The 15659-nt window shown below is 59.6% G+C and carries 16 protein-coding genes; 4 read left to right on the top strand and 12 right to left on the bottom strand.

Annotated elements, in window-relative coordinates:
- Nucleotides 1–66: 66 nt before the first annotated feature.
- From IC37_RS06310 to IC37_RS06290, 5 genes are all read right to left on the bottom strand, one after another.
- The gene (locus IC37_RS06310) at nt 67–879 is read right to left on the bottom strand and encodes an OmpA family protein (RefSeq protein WP_030131999.1); all 813 of its coding nucleotides are present in this window, start codon (nt 877–879) and stop codon (nt 67–69) included.
- Nucleotides 876–1232: a DUF4398 domain-containing protein gene (locus IC37_RS06305; RefSeq protein ID WP_008073146.1), complete on the bottom strand. Its 357-nt coding sequence runs from the start codon at nt 1230–1232 to the stop codon at nt 876–878. Before IC37_RS06305 ends, IC37_RS06310 begins: the two co-directional genes overlap by 4 nt.
- 9 nt (nt 1233–1241) lie before the next feature.
- Nucleotides 1242–2078: an ABC transporter substrate-binding protein gene (locus IC37_RS06300; protein ID WP_030131998.1), complete on the bottom strand. Its 837-nt coding sequence runs from the start codon at nt 2076–2078 to the stop codon at nt 1242–1244.
- Between the two features lie 113 nt (nt 2079–2191).
- On the bottom strand, nt 2192–3121 hold the full coding sequence (locus IC37_RS06295) for an electron transfer flavoprotein subunit alpha/FixB family protein (protein ID WP_030131997.1): 930 nt from the start codon (nt 3119–3121) through the stop codon (nt 2192–2194).
- A gap of 2 nt (nt 3122–3123) precedes the next feature.
- Nucleotides 3124–3873 (bottom strand): electron transfer flavoprotein subunit beta/FixA family protein, encoded by a 750-nt coding sequence (locus IC37_RS06290; RefSeq protein WP_007903904.1) that lies wholly within the window; start codon nt 3871–3873, stop codon nt 3124–3126.
- A gap of 546 nt (nt 3874–4419) precedes the next feature.
- Here IC37_RS06290 and IC37_RS06285 point away from each other — a divergent pair.
- On the top strand, nt 4420–6084 hold the full coding sequence (locus tag IC37_RS06285) for an electron transfer flavoprotein-ubiquinone oxidoreductase (RefSeq protein ID WP_030131996.1): 1665 nt from the start codon (nt 4420–4422) through the stop codon (nt 6082–6084).
- Between the two features lie 185 nt (nt 6085–6269).
- Here the strand turns inward: IC37_RS06285 and IC37_RS06280 are convergent, their stop codons facing one another.
- Nucleotides 6270–7160, bottom strand: a complete 891-nt coding sequence (locus IC37_RS06280) for an AraC family transcriptional regulator (RefSeq protein WP_030131995.1) — start codon at nt 7158–7160, stop codon at nt 6270–6272.
- A gap of 203 nt (nt 7161–7363) precedes the next feature.
- Here IC37_RS06280 and IC37_RS06275 point away from each other — a divergent pair, with 203 nt between their 5' ends.
- Nucleotides 7364–8416: an NAD(P)-dependent alcohol dehydrogenase gene (locus IC37_RS06275; protein WP_030131994.1), complete on the top strand. Its 1053-nt coding sequence runs from the start codon at nt 7364–7366 to the stop codon at nt 8414–8416.
- A gap of 15 nt (nt 8417–8431) precedes the next feature.
- On the opposite strand, the gene IC37_RS06270 is transcribed toward IC37_RS06275, so the two are convergent.
- From IC37_RS06270 to IC37_RS06240, 6 genes are all read right to left on the bottom strand, one after another.
- Nucleotides 8432–9235, bottom strand: coding sequence for an IclR family transcriptional regulator (locus tag IC37_RS06270; RefSeq protein WP_008012044.1), 804 nt, complete (start codon nt 9233–9235; stop codon nt 8432–8434).
- A 60-nt stretch (nt 9236–9295) separates the two neighbouring features.
- On the bottom strand, nt 9296–10606 hold the full coding sequence (locus IC37_RS06265) for an MFS transporter (RefSeq protein ID WP_030131993.1): 1311 nt from the start codon (nt 10604–10606) through the stop codon (nt 9296–9298).
- A gap of 197 nt (nt 10607–10803) precedes the next feature.
- Nucleotides 10804–11952 carry a galactonate dehydratase gene (gene dgoD / locus IC37_RS06255; RefSeq protein ID WP_030131992.1) on the bottom strand — a complete coding sequence of 383 codons (1149 nt, stop codon included), beginning with the start codon at nt 11950–11952 and terminating at the stop codon, nt 10804–10806.
- A 64-nt stretch (nt 11953–12016) separates the two neighbouring features.
- Nucleotides 12017–12637 (bottom strand): 2-dehydro-3-deoxy-6-phosphogalactonate aldolase, encoded by a 621-nt coding sequence (locus IC37_RS06250; protein WP_018926189.1) that lies wholly within the window; start codon nt 12635–12637, stop codon nt 12017–12019.
- Between the two features lie 19 nt (nt 12638–12656).
- Nucleotides 12657–13649 (bottom strand): 2-dehydro-3-deoxygalactonokinase, encoded by a 993-nt coding sequence (locus IC37_RS06245; RefSeq protein WP_030131991.1) that lies wholly within the window; start codon nt 13647–13649, stop codon nt 12657–12659.
- A 217-nt stretch (nt 13650–13866) separates the two neighbouring features.
- A complete protein-coding gene (locus tag IC37_RS06240; protein ID WP_030131990.1) occupies nt 13867–14349 on the bottom strand; it encodes a GNAT family N-acetyltransferase in 483 nt (160 codons plus the stop codon).
- A gap of 231 nt (nt 14350–14580) precedes the next feature.
- On the opposite strand from IC37_RS06240, the gene IC37_RS06235 reads away from it, so the two are divergent.
- Both IC37_RS06235 and IC37_RS06230 read left to right on the top strand, forming a co-directional pair.
- Entirely contained in the window at nt 14581–15243 is a 663-nt protein-coding gene (locus IC37_RS06235) for an HD domain-containing protein (RefSeq protein WP_030131989.1), read from the top strand.
- 87 nt (nt 15244–15330) lie between these two features.
- Complete coding sequence (locus tag IC37_RS06230) at nt 15331–15645, top strand: hypothetical protein (protein WP_030131988.1); 315 nt, start codon at nt 15331–15333, stop codon at nt 15643–15645.
- Nucleotides 15646–15659 lie beyond the last annotated feature (14 nt).

Below are 15659 nucleotides of genomic sequence, written 5' to 3'. Positions count from 1 at the left end.
ACTGATGGGCAGGCGCAAAAAAACCCGGCGCTGACTGACAGGCCGGGTTTTCCAGTAACGCAACCCTTAGCGAGTGGCGCCGAGCTGGCCTTTTTCGTCAGAGAACACAATTTCCACCCGACGGTTCTGCGCACGACCGCGCTCGGAAGCGTTCACGTCCACCGGGTATTCATCGCCGTAGCCTTCGACTTTGATACGTTTATCGTCGATACCCAGGTCCATCAGCACGTCAGCCACTGATTGCGCACGGTCTCGGGACAGCTTGAGATTGTCCTGTTTGCCGCCAGTGCTGTCGGTATAGCCCTCGATCCGCACCACACGTTTGGGGTTGAGCTGCAAGAACTGGACGATCTTCAGGATCACACGGTTTGCCGAGTTTTTCAGCTCCGCTTCACCGGTATCGAACAGCACATCGCCCAGGGTCATCACCAATCCACGGTCGGTTTGGGTAGTCGCCAGCGCCACGATCTGCTCTTCGAGCCACTTGCCCTGTTGCTGCACGCTGAGCAACTTGGACTCACGCAGGGCCAATTGCAGGCGCTGACGCTCAAGCTCGAGCTTCGCAGCGCGTTCTTCATTGAGCACTTGATTGGTGTGTTCCCGGGCGATTTCGCTGTAGCGCTGGCTCAGGTAGGCGTAATGCACCACGTCCGAACCGCTGCCCCAGTAGCTGGACAGACGATCGGCGCGGGCCAGGGACTCGCCGGCACGGATCACGTCTTTGGGCGCAATGCGCAGCACGCTGGAGTCTTCCTTGACCTTCTGGAAGTCGGCGCCGGCCTGCTGCAATGCGGCTTCGCTGTGTTGACCGGCGCAGCCATAAAGGCTTGCGCAGCCGGCCAGGATCAAGCCGCCGAGTGCTTTGGTCTTCAGGCTCATTGGGCATCTCCCAGTTGCTTGCGCAGGCGAGTGATGCGGGTATTGAGCACGTTCAACTGCTCCTCGCTCTTGAGGGTCAGAACCCGTGCTTCGGCAAGGCGCGCGTCCAGTTCGGCCTGCTCGGCCCGCATGCGCGCATTCTTGAAGGACTGGTCGGCCATGTTGCCCTTGGCACGCTTGAACTTGTCTTCAGCCAGTTTCAGCTCCGGCACTTCGTCGGCGGTAGCACCCACGGCCTTGGCTTGTTCGAGGGCCTGTTCGGTCAGGCGTATTTGTTCATTCGGCGCCGGATCGGCTGCACAACCCGCCAGAGCCAGAACGGCCAGGGCAGCGAAAAGAGGTCGAATACTCACTAAAAATCCCTACTGTTTTGGGGTACTGACAGGTTGTGGCTGCGGCTGTGAGGATTGGGTCTTCCAACGCTCGATATTGCGCAGCAGCGCAGCTTCCGTCAGTCCGGACGCGGGCAATTCTGTCATCTTTTTGGCCAGTTGTCCGCGCAACCAAGGATCGTTGCAGGCAGAGTTATGGGAAACCGCGAGGTACAGACCGGGTTTGTCGATAGGTTGTGGATGGGCCATCAAGTCATTGGTCATCCCCAGCGTTTGCACCATGGCCATGCCCGAGTAGCGTCCGGCAAGGACAAACTCCACCTCGTTCAGCAGCAATTTCTGAAAGGCCTGAGTCAGATTGGGTGTGCGCACAAGGGTCAATTGCTGCTCGGCGAAAGTGCCGAATGCCGGGGTCACTCGAGCCTTTTCCGACAACGCGCCGGGATGACCGCGCAGGTCCTGCGCTTCGTTGTAGACCAGTAACGAGTCGTTGCGGGTCCAGACCAGGTAATCGTTTTCCAGCAGCGGAGGGTGAATGTAATCCAGATTCTCCAGCTCACTGACCATCAACGGCGCATCGGCCAGCATGTCCATGCGCCCGCTGCGCACTTCGTCCAGGGCCTGGGAGCGTTTGCCGGCGTAAAGCAGCTCGAGCTTGATGCCCAACTCCCCCGCCACTTGCTGCAACAGGTCAGCGCTGGCGCCAATCAGATGCTTGGGGTTTTGCGGGTCTTGCCACAGGTACGGCGGTGCGTCCGGGCTACCGGTCACCACCAGGCGCTCGCATTTTCCCGCGGCGGCAGACAGCCCCGGCAGCAACGCCAGCCCCAGCAGTAATGACCAGCCATACACGCGGCGCAAATCCATGGAGACACTCCCTACAACCCATTATTTACGCCCGTAGGAGCTCCTACACAGTTCCTACAGAACAAAAAAAGCCCGACCAAAAGGCCGGGCTCTTTATAAGTCAAGCTGCCGGATTAGACCAGCTTCTCGAACTCGGGGATGGCTTCGAACAAGTCCGCCACCAGGCCGTAATCGGCCACCTGGAAGATCGGCGCTTCTTCGTCCTTGTTGATCGCAACGATCACTTTGGAGTCTTTCATGCCGGCCAGGTGCTGGATCGCGCCGGAGATACCAACGGCGATGTACAGCTGTGGCGCAACGATCTTGCCGGTCTGACCGACCTGCATGTCGTTGGGTACGAAACCTGCGTCGACCGCCGCGCGGGAAGCACCGACGGCAGCGCCCAGCTTGTCGGCCAGGGCGTACAGGTGTTTAAAGTTGTCGCCGTTCTGCATGCCACGACCGCCGGAAACGACGATTTTGGCAGCGGTCAGTTCCGGACGATCGGACTTGGCCAGTTCTTCGCCAACGAAGCTCGAAGTGCCAGCGTCGTGGGCAGCGGCAACGGCTTCAACGGCAGCCGAACCACCTTCAGCAGCAACCGGGTCGAAACCGGTGGCACGCACGGTGATCACTTTGACCGCAGCGTTGGACTGTACGGTAGCAATGGCGTTACCGGCGTAGATCGGGCGCTTGAAGGTATCAGCGCTTTCGACCGAGATGATCTCGGAGATCTGGTCAACGTCCAGGCTCGCGGCAACGCGCGGCAGGATGTTTTTGCCATTGGAAGTGGCGGCGGCCAGGATGTGGCTGTAGCCCTTGCCCAACTCTGCAACCAGCGGAGCAACGTTTTCCGGCAGCTGATGCGCGTAAGCAGCATTGTCAGCAGACAGAACTTTGCTCACGCCAGCGATTTTCGCAGCGGCTTCAGCCACGGCGCCAGCGCCCTGACCTGCAACCAGAACGTGGATGTCGCCACCGATCTTGGCGGCAGCAGCAACGGTATTCAGCGTGGCCGGGGCCAGCACTTTGTTGTCGTGTTCAGCGATTACCAAGATAGTCATGATTAGATTACCTTCGCTTCGTTTTTCAGTTTCTCGACCAGTTCAGCCACCGACTTGACCTTGATACCCGCGCTGCGTGCAGCCGGTGCTTCGACTTTCAGGGTCTTGTTGGTGGAGGCGGTGGAAACGCCCAAAGCGTCCGGAGTCAGCACTTCGAGAGGCTTCTTCTTGGCTTTCATGATGTTTGGCAGAGACGCATAGCGCGGCTCGTTCAAACGCAGGTCGGTGGTGACGATAGCCGGCAGTTTCAGGGAAACCGTCTGTGCGCCGCCGTCGATTTCGCGGGTCACGGCAACGGTATCGCCGCTGACTTCGACTTTCGAAGCGAACGTGCCCTGACCGTAGCCGCTCAATGCAGCGAGCATCTGGCCAGTCTGGTTGTTATCGCTGTCGATGGCTTGTTTGCCGAGGATCACCAGCTGAGGCTGTTCCTTGTCGACAACAGCTTTCAACAACTTGGCAACGGCCAGGGAAGTCAGATCTTCAGCGGATTCGACGAGGATGGCACGGTCGGCACCCAGAGCCAGCGCGGTGCGCAGTTGCTCTTGAGCGGTGGACGGGCCGATGGAGACGACGACGATTTCAGTCGCGACGCCTTTCTCTTTCAGACGTACGGCTTCTTCCACTGCGATTTCGCAGAACGGGTTCATCGACATCTTGACGTTAGCGAGGTCGACGCCGGAATTGTCCGCCTTGACACGAACCTTGACGTTGTAATCCACAACGCGTTTGACAGCTACAAGAACCTTCATGGATTCCTCGTTACTCTCCGGTGAAAAGAAAGTCGCCTAGGCGAACCTGGCGGTTGATGCTCATCGGCGCAAGGGCACCTCTAAAAAGCTGGCAGGTGTATCGGGTGAACATTGCTCACGAGGCTGATAACCGTTCGTCAGTGGTGACCCACGAGTCATTCATTATCGCGGCGTGTAAACTGCACGCCAAACCTGCACTGCGCATCACCTTATATTGCCATCGCCCTGTCTTTAGAGGTGCTCTTGAAACCAACAGTCAGCCTACGGCGAGCGCAAAACCGACCGTATCTTGACCGGAACGCCTATTCCGGTCAATACGGCAAAATAGCCGTTCATAAGCCGCGTGACTTTGATTTATCTGGCCTTGAGCCAATTCAAACAAACGTTTGTATTGGACGCTAGGAGTGGTGTAGATATAATGCGCCACCCAGAGAGAAAGGTGGTTCATCGATTGTCCTCTCCCCCGCATTGTGGGGGAATTCATGGATGCGACACCAAACCTCCAATTAGAAAAAAAACTGTTGAGCCTTGAGTAGGAGATAGCCTGTGGAACGCGAATACATGGAATTCGACGTGGTCATCGTCGGTGCCGGCCCCGCTGGCCTGTCCGCCGCCTGCCGTTTGAAGCAGAAGGCCGCCGAAGCCGGTAAGGAAATCAGCGTCTGCGTGGTCGAAAAAGGCTCCGAAGTCGGCGCTCACATCCTCTCCGGTGCCGTGTTCGAACCACGGGCCCTGAACGAATTGTTCCCGGACTGGAAAGAACTCGGCGCGCCGCTGAATACGCCAGTCACACGCGATGACATCTTCGTGCTCAAGAATGCCGACAGCGCGCAGAAGATTCCTGACTTCTTTGTGCCCAAGACCATGCACAACGAAGGCAACTACATCATCTCCCTGGGCAACCTGTGCCGCTGGCTGGCTCAGCAGGCCGAGAACCTGGGCGTGGAAATCTACCCGGGCTTCGCCGCCCAGGAAGCGCTGTTCGATGAGAACGGCGTGGTTCGCGGGATCATCACCGGCGACTTGGGCGTTGATCGCGAAGGCAATCCGAAAGAAGGCCTGTACACCCCGGGCATGGAACTGCGTGCCAAGTACACGCTGTTCGCCGAAGGTTGCCGTGGCCATATCGGCAAGCAACTGATCAAGCGTTTCAACCTCGACAGCGAGGCCGACGCCCAGCATTACGGCATCGGCCTGAAAGAAATCTGGGAAATCGATCCGGCCAAACACCAGCCGGGCCTGGTGGTACACACCGCCGGCTGGCCGCTGGACATCATGGGCACCGAGAACACCGGCGGCTCGTTCCTCTATCACCTGGAAAACAACCAGGTGGTGGTCGGCCTGATCGTCGATCTTTCCTACAGCAACACCTTCCTGTCGCCGTTCGACGAGTTCCAGCGCCTCAAGCATCACCCGGTGCTCAAGCAATACCTGGAAGGCGGCAAGCGCATCAGCTACGGCGCGCGTGCTATCTCCAAAGGCGGCCTGAACTCGCTGCCGAAAATGGTCTTCAAGGGCGGCGCGCTGATCGGTTGCGACCTCGGCACGCTGAACTTCGCCAAGATCAAAGGCAGCCACACCGCGATGAAGTCCGGCATGCTCGCCGCTGATGCCGTGGCCGATGCGCTGTTCGCCGAGCTGGACGGCACGCAAGAGCTGACCACTTATGTCGACGCGTTCAAGAAGAGCTGGCTCTACGACGAACTGTTCGCCAGCCGCAACTTCGGCCCGGCGATGCACAAGTTCGGCCCGATCATCGGTGCCGGTTTCAACTGGCTCGACCAGAACATCTTCGGCGGCAAACTGCCGTTCACCCTGCACGACACCAAGCCGGATTACGCTTGCCTGAAACTGGCGGCTGACTGCAAGAAGATCGACTACCCGAAACCGGACGGCAAGATCAGCTTCGACAAACTCAGCTCGGTGTTCATCTCGGGTACCAACCACGAAGAAGAGCAGCCTTGCCACTTGAAGCTGGCCGACGCGAGCATTCCGATCGCCAAAAACCTGCCGATGTACGATGAACCTGCCCAGCGTTACTGCCCGGCCGGTGTGTACGAAGTGGTGACCAAGGAAGACGGCGAGAAGCGCTTCCAGATCAACGCCCAGAACTGCGTTCACTGCAAGACCTGCGACATCAAGGACCCTGCACAGAACATCACCTGGGTGGCGCCGGAAGGTGCTGGCGGCCCGACTTACCCGAACATGTAAGTCGAATCGCTGAACAACGAAGGCTCCCGAAATGGGAGCCTTTTTGTTGCCCGAAATTAAGCCACACCACAAAACCAATGTGGGAGCGGGCTTGCTCGCGAAAGCGGTTTATCATCCAACATTGATGTCGACTGATACATCGCGTTCGCGAGCAAGCCCGCTCCCACAAGGGGATTCGTGGTGTATCAAGCCGCGCGCTCATCCCCAGGATTGCGCTCAAAGTAACGCTTGTACTCACGGCTGAACTGCGACGTGCTCTGATACCCCACCCGATGCGCCACCTGAGCCACGCCCAAGCCTTCGCCCAGCAACAACTGCTGGGCCCTGAGCAAGCGCAAACGCTTCAAATACTGCACCGGCGACAACAAGGTGCTGCGTTTGAAATGCTCATGAAACGTCGACGCGCTCATGTTCGCGCAACGGGCCAAAGTCTCGACGTTCAACGGCTCAGTGTAATGCGCATGCAGATGACTCAGGGACGCCGCGATCCGGGCGAACTGCCCCTGTTGTTCCACCAGCGCTCGCAATACATCGGCTTGCGGCCCCCGCAACGCCACGAACAACAATTCACGCAAACGCGCCGGCCCCATGATCTGGCATTCCAGCGGATCGTGCAGGCAGCGCAACAACCGCTCCACACAACCGCGCATGGCATCGTCGAGCACCGCCGAGGTCATGGACTCAGGCGTCTGTGCGGGAACCGTGCGCCCCGGCGACAGCCCCATGACCAGCACCAACTCACCGAGCATTACCCGGTCGATGGAGATGGAAACGCCTAGCATCGGGCCATCCGGAGCCGAAAACGTCTCGCATTCGAAGGGCACCGGCAACGCCTGAATCAGGTAATGCCCGGCACCATATTCAAGCGTGCGCGGGCCCAGATACGCCAACTTGCTGCCTTGGGCGATGATGACCAGGCTTGGCTCGTAGATTTGCGGGCCACGGGCCACATCACAACTGGCGCGCAAAACCTGTACCCCCGGCAATGCGGTGGGCGCGAAACCATCACGAATGGTCAGCGGCTGGATCAGCGAAACCAGGGTGGCATTGGCATCGAGATGACGGGTCAACAACATGGGGAGCTCTTCACAAAAGAAGTCACAAAAAAAGTCGCGAAAAAGGGATGAAAGCATCATCGCAGGTCTGAACGCCAATGCGACCAATCAACGGTGCATGCCGGAGGATTAGGCATGACACCCGGAGGAATCGCCATGGCCGGTCACCCGTGCGGCACCCAGAATTGCTCGCCTCACCTGTCACTGCTTTTGCGAGGTTCACCATGTACACCGCCATCGGATACGCCGCTCAGTCAGCCACCACTCCCCTCGCCCCGATGAAATTCGAACGCCGCAGCCCACGGGCCGACGACGTTGCGATCGACATTCTCTACTGCGGCGTCTGCCATTCCGACATCCATCAGGCACGCAACGAGTGGGGCATTGCTGTTTACCCGCTGATGCCCGGCCATGAGATCGTCGGAAAAGTCACCGCGGTCGGTGCGAATGTGTCCCAACACAAGGTCGGCGATCTGGTCGGTGTCGGCTGCATGGTCGACTCGTGCCGCCACTGCGAAGCCTGCCAGGCGGATCTGGAGCAATACTGCCTGGAAGGTCCGACCATGACCTATGCCACCCCGGACCGGGTCGATGGCAGCAACACCATGGGCGGTTACTCCGACAGCATCGTGGTCAGCGAGCACTTTGTCGTGCGTATCCCGGAGAAACTCGACCCGGCCAGTGCCGCGCCGATTCTGTGCGCCGGCATCACCACCTACTCGCCGCTCAAGCACTACGGCGTCAAGGCCGGCGACAAGGTCGGAATTCTCGGCATGGGTGGCCTCGGTCACATGGGCATCAAGTTCGCCAAGGCGATGGGCGCTGAAGTGACGTTGTTCACCCGCTCGGCAAGCAAGGCTGAAGAAGGTCGTCGTCAAGGCGCGGACCACGTGATCGTGTCCACCGATGCGGAACAGATGAAAGCCGCCGCAGGACATTTCGACTTCCTGCTGGACACCATTCCGGTGCAGCACGACCTCAATCCCTACCTCGATACGCTGCGTTTCGACGGTGTGCATATTCTGGTGGGCTTGATCGAACCGATCGATCCACCGGTGCATGCTGCCAAACTGGTATTGGGTCGTCGTGTGCTGGCCGGCTCCCTGATTGGCGGCATCGCTGAAACCCAGGAAGTGCTGGATTTCTGCGCCGAACACGGCATCACCTGCGACATCGAAATGCTCGACATCCGCCAGATCAACGAGGCTTACACCCGCATGATTGCCGGTGACGTGAAGTACCGCTTCGTGATCGACATGGCGACGCTGAAAGTCTGATCAGGCCCGCTCGACTTATACCTTCAAGCCGAGCTCCGCCGACAGCCGGGCTGTAACCCCTTTGATCAGGGGAATCAGCTCGGCCATTTTTTCCAATGGCATGTACGGCACGGTGCTGGCGATGCTGATACCGGCGACGATGCGCTTGCTGGCATCGCGGATCGGCGCCGCCACACAGCGGATCGACGGTTCGTTGTCTTCCAGGTCGAAGGCGTAACCGCCGGCCACGTACTCGATCATGCGCTGCTGGAACTGCTCCCAGGATTGCTCCGGGTGCTGCGGCCAGAACTGATTTTTCCCACCCACCGGCAAGCTGATTTCGTACAGCCGTTGCCATTCTTCCTGCGTGTCATCGAGCATCAACGCTTTACCGATCCCGGTACGCGCCAATGGCATGCGATGACCGACCCGCGAGCGCATTTCCGGGCCATTGCGCCCCGGATTTTTGTGCAGGTACAGCACCTCGTCGCCCTCACGAATCGCCAAGTGAATGGTGTCTCCGGTCAACGCCGACAACTCATCCAGATACGGCCCGGCCAACGTCACCAGTGGCAGCTCTTCACGTGCCTGGAAACCCAGCTCGATCAGTTTCGGCCCCAGCAGATACCCGACTTGCGGCACCACCCGCAAATAACGCTCGTCCACCAGGCAGCTGGCCAGACGATGGGTGGTGCTGCGCGTCGTGCCGATCAGCCGGGCGATTTCCTTGAGATCGCGGGCGCCACTGGCCACGGCCTGAACCACACCCAAGCCTCGAAGCAGTGTCTGGGTGCCAGTCGGCGCGGCGTCCTTGGCGATTTTTGGGGCGTCTTCCTGCATATCCAGCCTTTACCGTTGAGCGAGTGAACGGGCGGCATTATGGTCGCCCGATGGCCGCGACTACAACTTGATACGCTCGACCTTGCCCACCAGCAGCACGTAGGAAAGCGCACCCAACAACGCCAGAACCGAGATATAGGTAATCGCCGGGGCAAACGAATCACCCGAGGCGAGGAAACCGATGACGATGGGCGTGGTAATCGCCGCCAGGTTGCCGATGAAATTGAACACTCCACCGGTCAATCCAAGCAAGCGCGCCGGGGCCAGGGTCGACACCAGCGACCAGGTGATCGACGCCAGGCCGTTGCCGAAAAAGGCCAGCGCGAGGAAGGCAATCACCAGCGGTGTCGACTCGACGAAGTTAGCGCCGATGATCGAGGTGGAAATCAGCAAGCCACCAATGATCGGCAACTTGCGGGCGAAACCCACCGTGTAGCCGCGACGAATCAAAAAGTCCGAGAAGAACCCCGAACACAGCACACCGACGAAGGCCGCCAGAAACGGTAGCGACGCCAGCAAGCCAGACTTGATGAAGTCCATGCCGCGATATTTCACCAGGTAGGTCGGGAACCACGTCAGAAAAAACCACAACGTCGAATTAAGGCAGAACTGACCGAGGTAAATGCCCCACAACTTGCGTTTACTCAGGACAATCCCAAGGTCGACCCAGCTGAATTTCGCCTTGGCCTTCGCGGCTTCAGCCTGAATATCCACCAGCCCGCCGCCTTCGCGGATCAGCTCGATTTCAGCGTCATTGGCACCCTTGAAATCCCGTGGCTCGCGATACACCGCGTACCAGATCACCGCCCAGATAATGCCCACCATGCCGGTGCTGACAAACACCATGTGCCAGCCATATTGATGTTGCAACCATGCGAGTACCGGCGTGAGAAACGCCAGGCCGACGAACTGCCCGGAGGTGTAGAAACCAATGGCTGTGGCGCGTTCGCGCTCAGGGAACCAGGTCGTCACCACGCGGCTGTTGATTGGATACGCCGGCGCTTCCAGGGCGCCGACGGCCATGCGCAGTACGAACAGCGCGATGAAACTGGCGGCGAAGCCGAGCATCACCGTGGCAATCGACCACAGCAGCAATGCGACGCTATACAGGATGCGCGGCGGCACCCGGTCCACCAGCCAGCCGCCGGGGATCTGCATGGCGGCGTAAGTCCAGCCGAAGGCCGAGAAGATCAGCCCGACATGGATCGGATCGATACCCAGATCGCTGGTCAGCGCCGGGGCGGCAATCGACAGGTTGCTGCGGTCCAGGTAGTTGATCACCACGGTGATGAACAGCAGGACCATGATGAAAAACCGCTTGCGGCTCGGCGTCACCATCGACGCCTGCCCGGTGAGGGTTTGCGGTTGCATGGGGGGGTGCCTCTTCTTATGTTTATTGAGGTCGAAGTGAAACTGGGGTAAACGCAGATCTCCCTGTCCCTGGAGATCAAATGTGGGAGCGGGCTTGCTCGCGAAGGCGGAGTGTCAGTCAACATCAATACTGAATGTGCTGACCTCTTCGCGAGCAAGCCCGCTCCCACAGGGGATTGAGGTGAATCAAAGATCACTCACCACTCGGCAAAACTGCCATCGGCATGGCGCCAGATGGGGTTGCGCCAGCGGTGGCCGACGGCGGCGCGTTCGATCACGTATTCCTCGTTGATCTCGATGCCCAGGCCCGGGCCGTTGGGGATTTTCACGAAGCCCTTGTCGTAGTCGAACACCCGCGGATCTTTCACATAGTCGAGCAGGTCATTGCTCTCGTTGTAATGGATGCCCAGGCTCTGCTCCTGGATGAACGCGTTGTAGCAAACCGCGTCCAGTTGCAGGCACGCGGCCAGGGCAATCGGGCCCAACGGGCAATGCAGTGCCAGCGCCACGTCGTAGGCTTCGGCCATGTTGGCGATCTTGCGGGTTTCGGTGATGCCGCCCGCGTGGGAGGCATCGGGCTGGATGATGTCGACGTAGCCTTCGCTGAGCACCCGCTTGAAGTCCCAACGCGAAAATAAGCGCTCGCCGAGGGCAATCGGCGTGCTGGTCAGCGGCGCCAGTTCTTTCAGCGCTTCGTAGTTTTCGCTGAGCACCGGCTCTTCGATGAACATCAGTTTGTACGGGTCGAGCTCCTTCATCAGCACCTTGGCCATGGGCTTGTGCACCCGACCATGGAAGTCCACGCCGATGCCGACATTCGGCCCGACCGCATCGCGTACGGCGGCGACGTTGGCCAGCGCCAGATCGACCTTCTCGAAGGAGTCGAGGAATTGCAGCTCTTCGGTGCCGTTCATTTTCACCGCGGTGAAACCACGGCTGACCGCTTCTTTCGCGGCGCGAGCGGTGTCCGCCGGGCGATCACCACCGATCCATGAATAAACGCGAATCTTGTCCCGCACCTGCCCCCCCAACAGATCGCTGACCGACACACCCAGAGCCTTGCCCTTGATGTCCCACAACGCCTGGTCGATGCCGGCCAGGGCGCTCATGTGGATCGCACCGCCACGGTAGAAGCCGCCACGGTAGAGCACGGTCCAGATGTCTTCGATATTGCGTGGGTCTTTGCCGATCAGGTAGTCAGACAATTCCTCAACTGCAGCAGCGACGGTGTGCGCGCGGCCTTCGACCACAGGCTCGCCCCAACCGGTCACGCCCTCGTCGGTTTCGATTTTGAGGAAGCACCAGCGCGGCGGAACGATGAAGGTCGTGAGTTTGGTGATTTTCATCTCTCGTACTCTCTTTTTATAAATGCAGCTCATATAGATGCAGCGCTCACAGCGCCAAAAAGTCTTAACGCAAAGCATTCCAGGCAGCGACATACGCCTTGGCGCGCACCGCTACTTCGTCAGCCGTCATGCCCGGTTTGAACAACCCGGAACCGAGACCGAAACCTTTGACGCCGGCCTCGACAAACACCTGCATGTTGTCCGGCGTAATCCCGCCCACCGGCACCAGCACCGTCCCTGCCGGCAACACCGCCAGCCAGGCTTTCACAACGGCGGGGCCCATTTGTTCGGCCGGGAACATCTTCAGCACATCCGCCCCTTCGGCCAATGCAGCAAAGGCCTCGGTCGGCGTCGCCACGCCCGGCGACAGGAACAGCCCCGCCGCTTTCGCCGCACGCAACACCTTGGCATCGCTGTGAGGCATGACGATTACCTGGCCGCCCGCCGCTTTCACTTGCTCGACCTGTTCCGGCGTCAACACCGTGCCCGCACCGATCAGGCAATCGGCGGGTAAGGTACTGCGCAGGATGCGGATACTTTCGTACGGTTCGGGGGAATTGAGCGGCACTTCGATGACGCGAAATCCGGCCGAGTACAGGACTTCACCGACGGCTGCCGCCTCTTGCGGACGCAGGCCACGCAGGATCGCGATCAGACCGTTTTGTGCCAGAGCTTGCTTGAGCATGTCAGACCTCCAGTCAGGTTTAACGGGATGGGTTTGCGGTGATCAGTCCAGCGGCGACCGCCAACTGCCACAACCCTCGTTCGGTGGCCTGCTCGGCCAGGGTCACGCGGGTAAAACCGCAGGCGTCGAGCGCCCGGCTGTAGCGGGCGCAGAGTTGGGTGTTGCCGATGAGGATGATCGAGGGCAGGTGCACGCTGTTGCGCCGGCGCCGCTGAACATTGGCCAGGGCCGACAATTCATGGCCGATCAACAGGCCAGACAGATAGTCCGGCTGAGCGACGGCGCTGAGTTCGCCGGTCAGCCCCAGACTGCGGGCACTGAATAATGTCGACAGCGGCCCGATTTCGCCGTCCGCCGACAGGGCCACCCGCACGCCACGATCAAACGCTTCACCATCAAAGGACGCGCCGCGCTGCTGAGTGCGCCCCAGAATGCTGTGTTCACTGAGGACGGCGAAGATTTCGCCGGTCATGAAAGTGTCGAAATGCACGATGCAGCCGTCGGCCACTTCCACCCATTTCGAATGGCTGCCCGGCAGGCCGATCAACAGATCGTTACCCGCCCCGCTCGGCAGATTCTGCAACACGCCGAGGACTTGGGTTTCCTCGCCGCGCATCACGTTCGGCAAACGCGAACGCTGAATCACGCCCGGCACGATGTGCACATCGACACCGCGAAGACTGCGAACGGTTTGTAGGGAGGTTCCGAGATTGGCGACGTTCGCCGGCGTGTCGCAGTAGGCCGCTTCGCGCCAGCCCTGAGCACTGCCGACCATGCCGCAAGCAATCACCGGCAAATCGGGCTGTGCGTCGAGCCAGTCACCGCAGGCCTCATCGAAGGCCAGTTCAAAGCCGTCGGCGCATGCCTGGCCGGCGATGATTCGCGGCGTCTTGGGCAGCTGCATGATCCCGGACGACAGCGAGCGCTGTTCCAGCACCTGACCACCGAAGCCGAGTTTGTAAGCACGTAATGAGGTTGTCCCCCAATCGAGCGCGATCAATTGCGCCAGCATCGCTTCACCTGTTTTGTTTTTTGGCAGTGAGTGAGCTGGACTATAAACCTGGGCGAAGGAAAATCTCAATATATAAATATCAATCCCACATATCGGGATGTGACGCAAAAAAAAGATCGCAGCCTTCGGCAGTCCCTACAGATTCGATGTACGACGCAATAGCGCGGTCGAACACAATCCCGTGTGGAGCTGCCGAAGGCTGCGATCTTTTAGGGGGTCAATTGCCCTCGGCAAAATCCCTTAACACCGCCCCATCCATCCGATACCGCACCCACTCCTCCTGCGGCTGTGCGCCCAGCGATTTATAGAATTCGATCGCCGGTTTGTTCCAGTCCAGCACGCTCCATTCGAAACGGCCGCAGTCATTGGCGCAGGCGATTTTCGCCAAGTGGCGCAGCAAGGTTTTACCGGCGCCGCCGCCCCGTTGTTCGGGCGTGATGTAGAGGTCTTCGAGGTACAGGCAGTTGCTGCCCAACCAGGTGGAATAACTGAAAAAGAACACCGCGAAGCCGATCGGCAAACCGTCGCGCAGACAGATCAGGCCATGGGCGGTGGCGCCTTCGCTGAACAGGCTGCGCTCGATGTCGGCGACACTGGCGATGACTTCATGGCGGGCACGTTCGAAGTCCGCCAGTTCAGTGATGAACGCGAGGATTTGCGGAGCATCGTTGGGGGTTGCCGGGCGAATTTCGATCGTCATGAACGTGCCTTGTCAAAAGTTGAAAACGCCATACTAAGTCCGCGCGCGGCGCTCGTCACATTTGAAAGCAATGTGGCGAGGGAGCTTGCTCCCGTTCGGCTGCAAAGCAGTCGCAAAACTGGCGACGCTGATCTAATTGAAATACCGTGCCGTCTGAGGTCGGGGCTGCTGCCCAGCCCAGCGGGAGCAAGCTCCCTCGCCACAAAAGCGTTTCCCACAAAAAGGACTTTTATGACCACCGCCACTTTCGCGCCGCTGCACAATCTGGCTTCTGAACTGCTGCCTCATGCACTGGAACCTGGCGAGGATGGCGCCCATGATCTATCGCACTTGCAGCGGGTGTGGCACAACGTGCGCACGCTTCATGCCGAAGAAGGCGGCGATCTTGAGGTGCTGCTGGCAGCCGTGCTGTTGCACGATTGCGTGGCGGTGGAGAAGAACTCGCCGCTGCGCTCACAGGCCTCACGGCTGGCGGCGCAGAAAGCTTCGACAGTACTGATAGCAATGGATTGGCCTGGCGCAAAAATCACAGCAGTCGTCCACGCCATCGAAGCCCATAGCTTCAGCGCCAACATCATGCCCATCACCCTCGAAGCGAAAATCATCCAGGATGCCGACCGCCTCGACTCCCTTGGCATGCTCGGCGTGGCGCGTACCTTCTACATCGCCGGGCGCATGGGCAGTGCGTTGTACGACCCGTTGGACCCAGAGGCCAAAGAACGGGACTACGACGACAAACACTTTTGCCTCGATCATTTCCAGACCAAGCTGCTGCATCTGGCAGACGGTTTCCAAACGACCGCCGGTCAACGCCTGGCACAGATTCGCCACGAACGCCTGAAGGGTTTCATGGAGCTGTTCAAGGAGGAAATCGGCGTCGACCAACAAGCTTGAGCGACACCACTCGTCGTTCATCAGGCACCAATCCAGGTCGGGAAGGACCAATATCGGGTAAGGACTCTAATCAACGGAGACGACACCATGATCACGTCCCGACTGACCGCCCTCGCTCTCACCACATTGCTCACCTCTGTCGCGTTCGCCGCGACCAGCTCTTCCGGGACCGACCCGACCGATCCAATCGAAAGGCCCGAATCTGCGGCCACCCAAGGCATCGACAGCGGCCGGTCGCCTTCTCCGACGGCCACAGACCCACGGATTTATCACGATGACGCGGGCGCTCAGGGCGGGATGAATACACCCGGCCCCCAGACTCCCGACAACGCCGGAACCGGCGTCGGCTCGAAAACCACCACCGGTGGCTCGGGCTCCGAAGGCCGTAGCGTCAATCAATAAAATCGCCGATGCGA

Source organism: Pseudomonas sp. QTF5 (genome assembly GCF_000512695.2).
GTDB lineage: Bacteria > Pseudomonadota > Gammaproteobacteria > Pseudomonadales > Pseudomonadaceae > Aquipseudomonas.
The sequence above is the reverse complement of the archived record's forward strand: the minus strand, read 5'-3'. Positions and strand labels throughout refer to the sequence as shown.

Bases quoted from the DNA above. Each gene is read 5' to 3' on its own strand.
- IC37_RS06310 (WP_030131999.1), bottom strand. From the start codon at position 879: ATGAGCCTGAAGACCAAAGCACTCGGCGGCTTGATCCTGGCCGGCTGC.
- IC37_RS06300 (WP_030131998.1), bottom strand. From the start codon at position 2,078: ATGGATTTGCGCCGCGTGTATGGCTGGTCATTACTGCTGGGGCTGGCG.
- IC37_RS06295 (WP_030131997.1), bottom strand. From the start codon at position 3,121: ATGACTATCTTGGTAATCGCTGAACACGACAACAAAGTGCTGGCCCCG.
- IC37_RS06290 (WP_007903904.1), bottom strand. From the start codon at position 3,873: ATGAAGGTTCTTGTAGCTGTCAAACGCGTTGTGGATTACAACGTCAAG.
- IC37_RS06280 (WP_030131995.1), bottom strand. From the start codon at position 7,160: ATGTTGTTGACCCGTCATCTCGATGCCAATGCCACCCTGGTTTCGCTG.
- IC37_RS06275 (WP_030131994.1), top strand. From the start codon at position 7,364: ATGTACACCGCCATCGGATACGCCGCTCAGTCAGCCACCACTCCCCTC.
- IC37_RS06270 (WP_008012044.1), bottom strand. From the start codon at position 9,235: ATGCAGGAAGACGCCCCAAAAATCGCCAAGGACGCCGCGCCGACTGGC.
- IC37_RS06265 (WP_030131993.1), bottom strand. From the start codon at position 10,606: ATGCAACCGCAAACCCTCACCGGGCAGGCGTCGATGGTGACGCCGAGC.
- dgoD (WP_030131992.1), bottom strand. From the start codon at position 11,952: ATGAAAATCACCAAACTCACGACCTTCATCGTTCCGCCGCGCTGGTGC.
- IC37_RS06250 (WP_018926189.1), bottom strand. From the start codon at position 12,637: ATGCTCAAGCAAGCTCTGGCACAAAACGGTCTGATCGCGATCCTGCGT.
- IC37_RS06245 (WP_030131991.1), bottom strand. From the start codon at position 13,649: ATGCTGGCGCAATTGATCGCGCTCGATTGGGGGACAACCTCATTACGT.
- IC37_RS06240 (WP_030131990.1), bottom strand. From the start codon at position 14,349: ATGACGATCGAAATTCGCCCGGCAACCCCCAACGATGCTCCGCAAATC.
- IC37_RS06235 (WP_030131989.1), top strand. From the start codon at position 14,581: ATGACCACCGCCACTTTCGCGCCGCTGCACAATCTGGCTTCTGAACTG.
- IC37_RS06230 (WP_030131988.1), top strand. From the start codon at position 15,331: ATGATCACGTCCCGACTGACCGCCCTCGCTCTCACCACATTGCTCACC.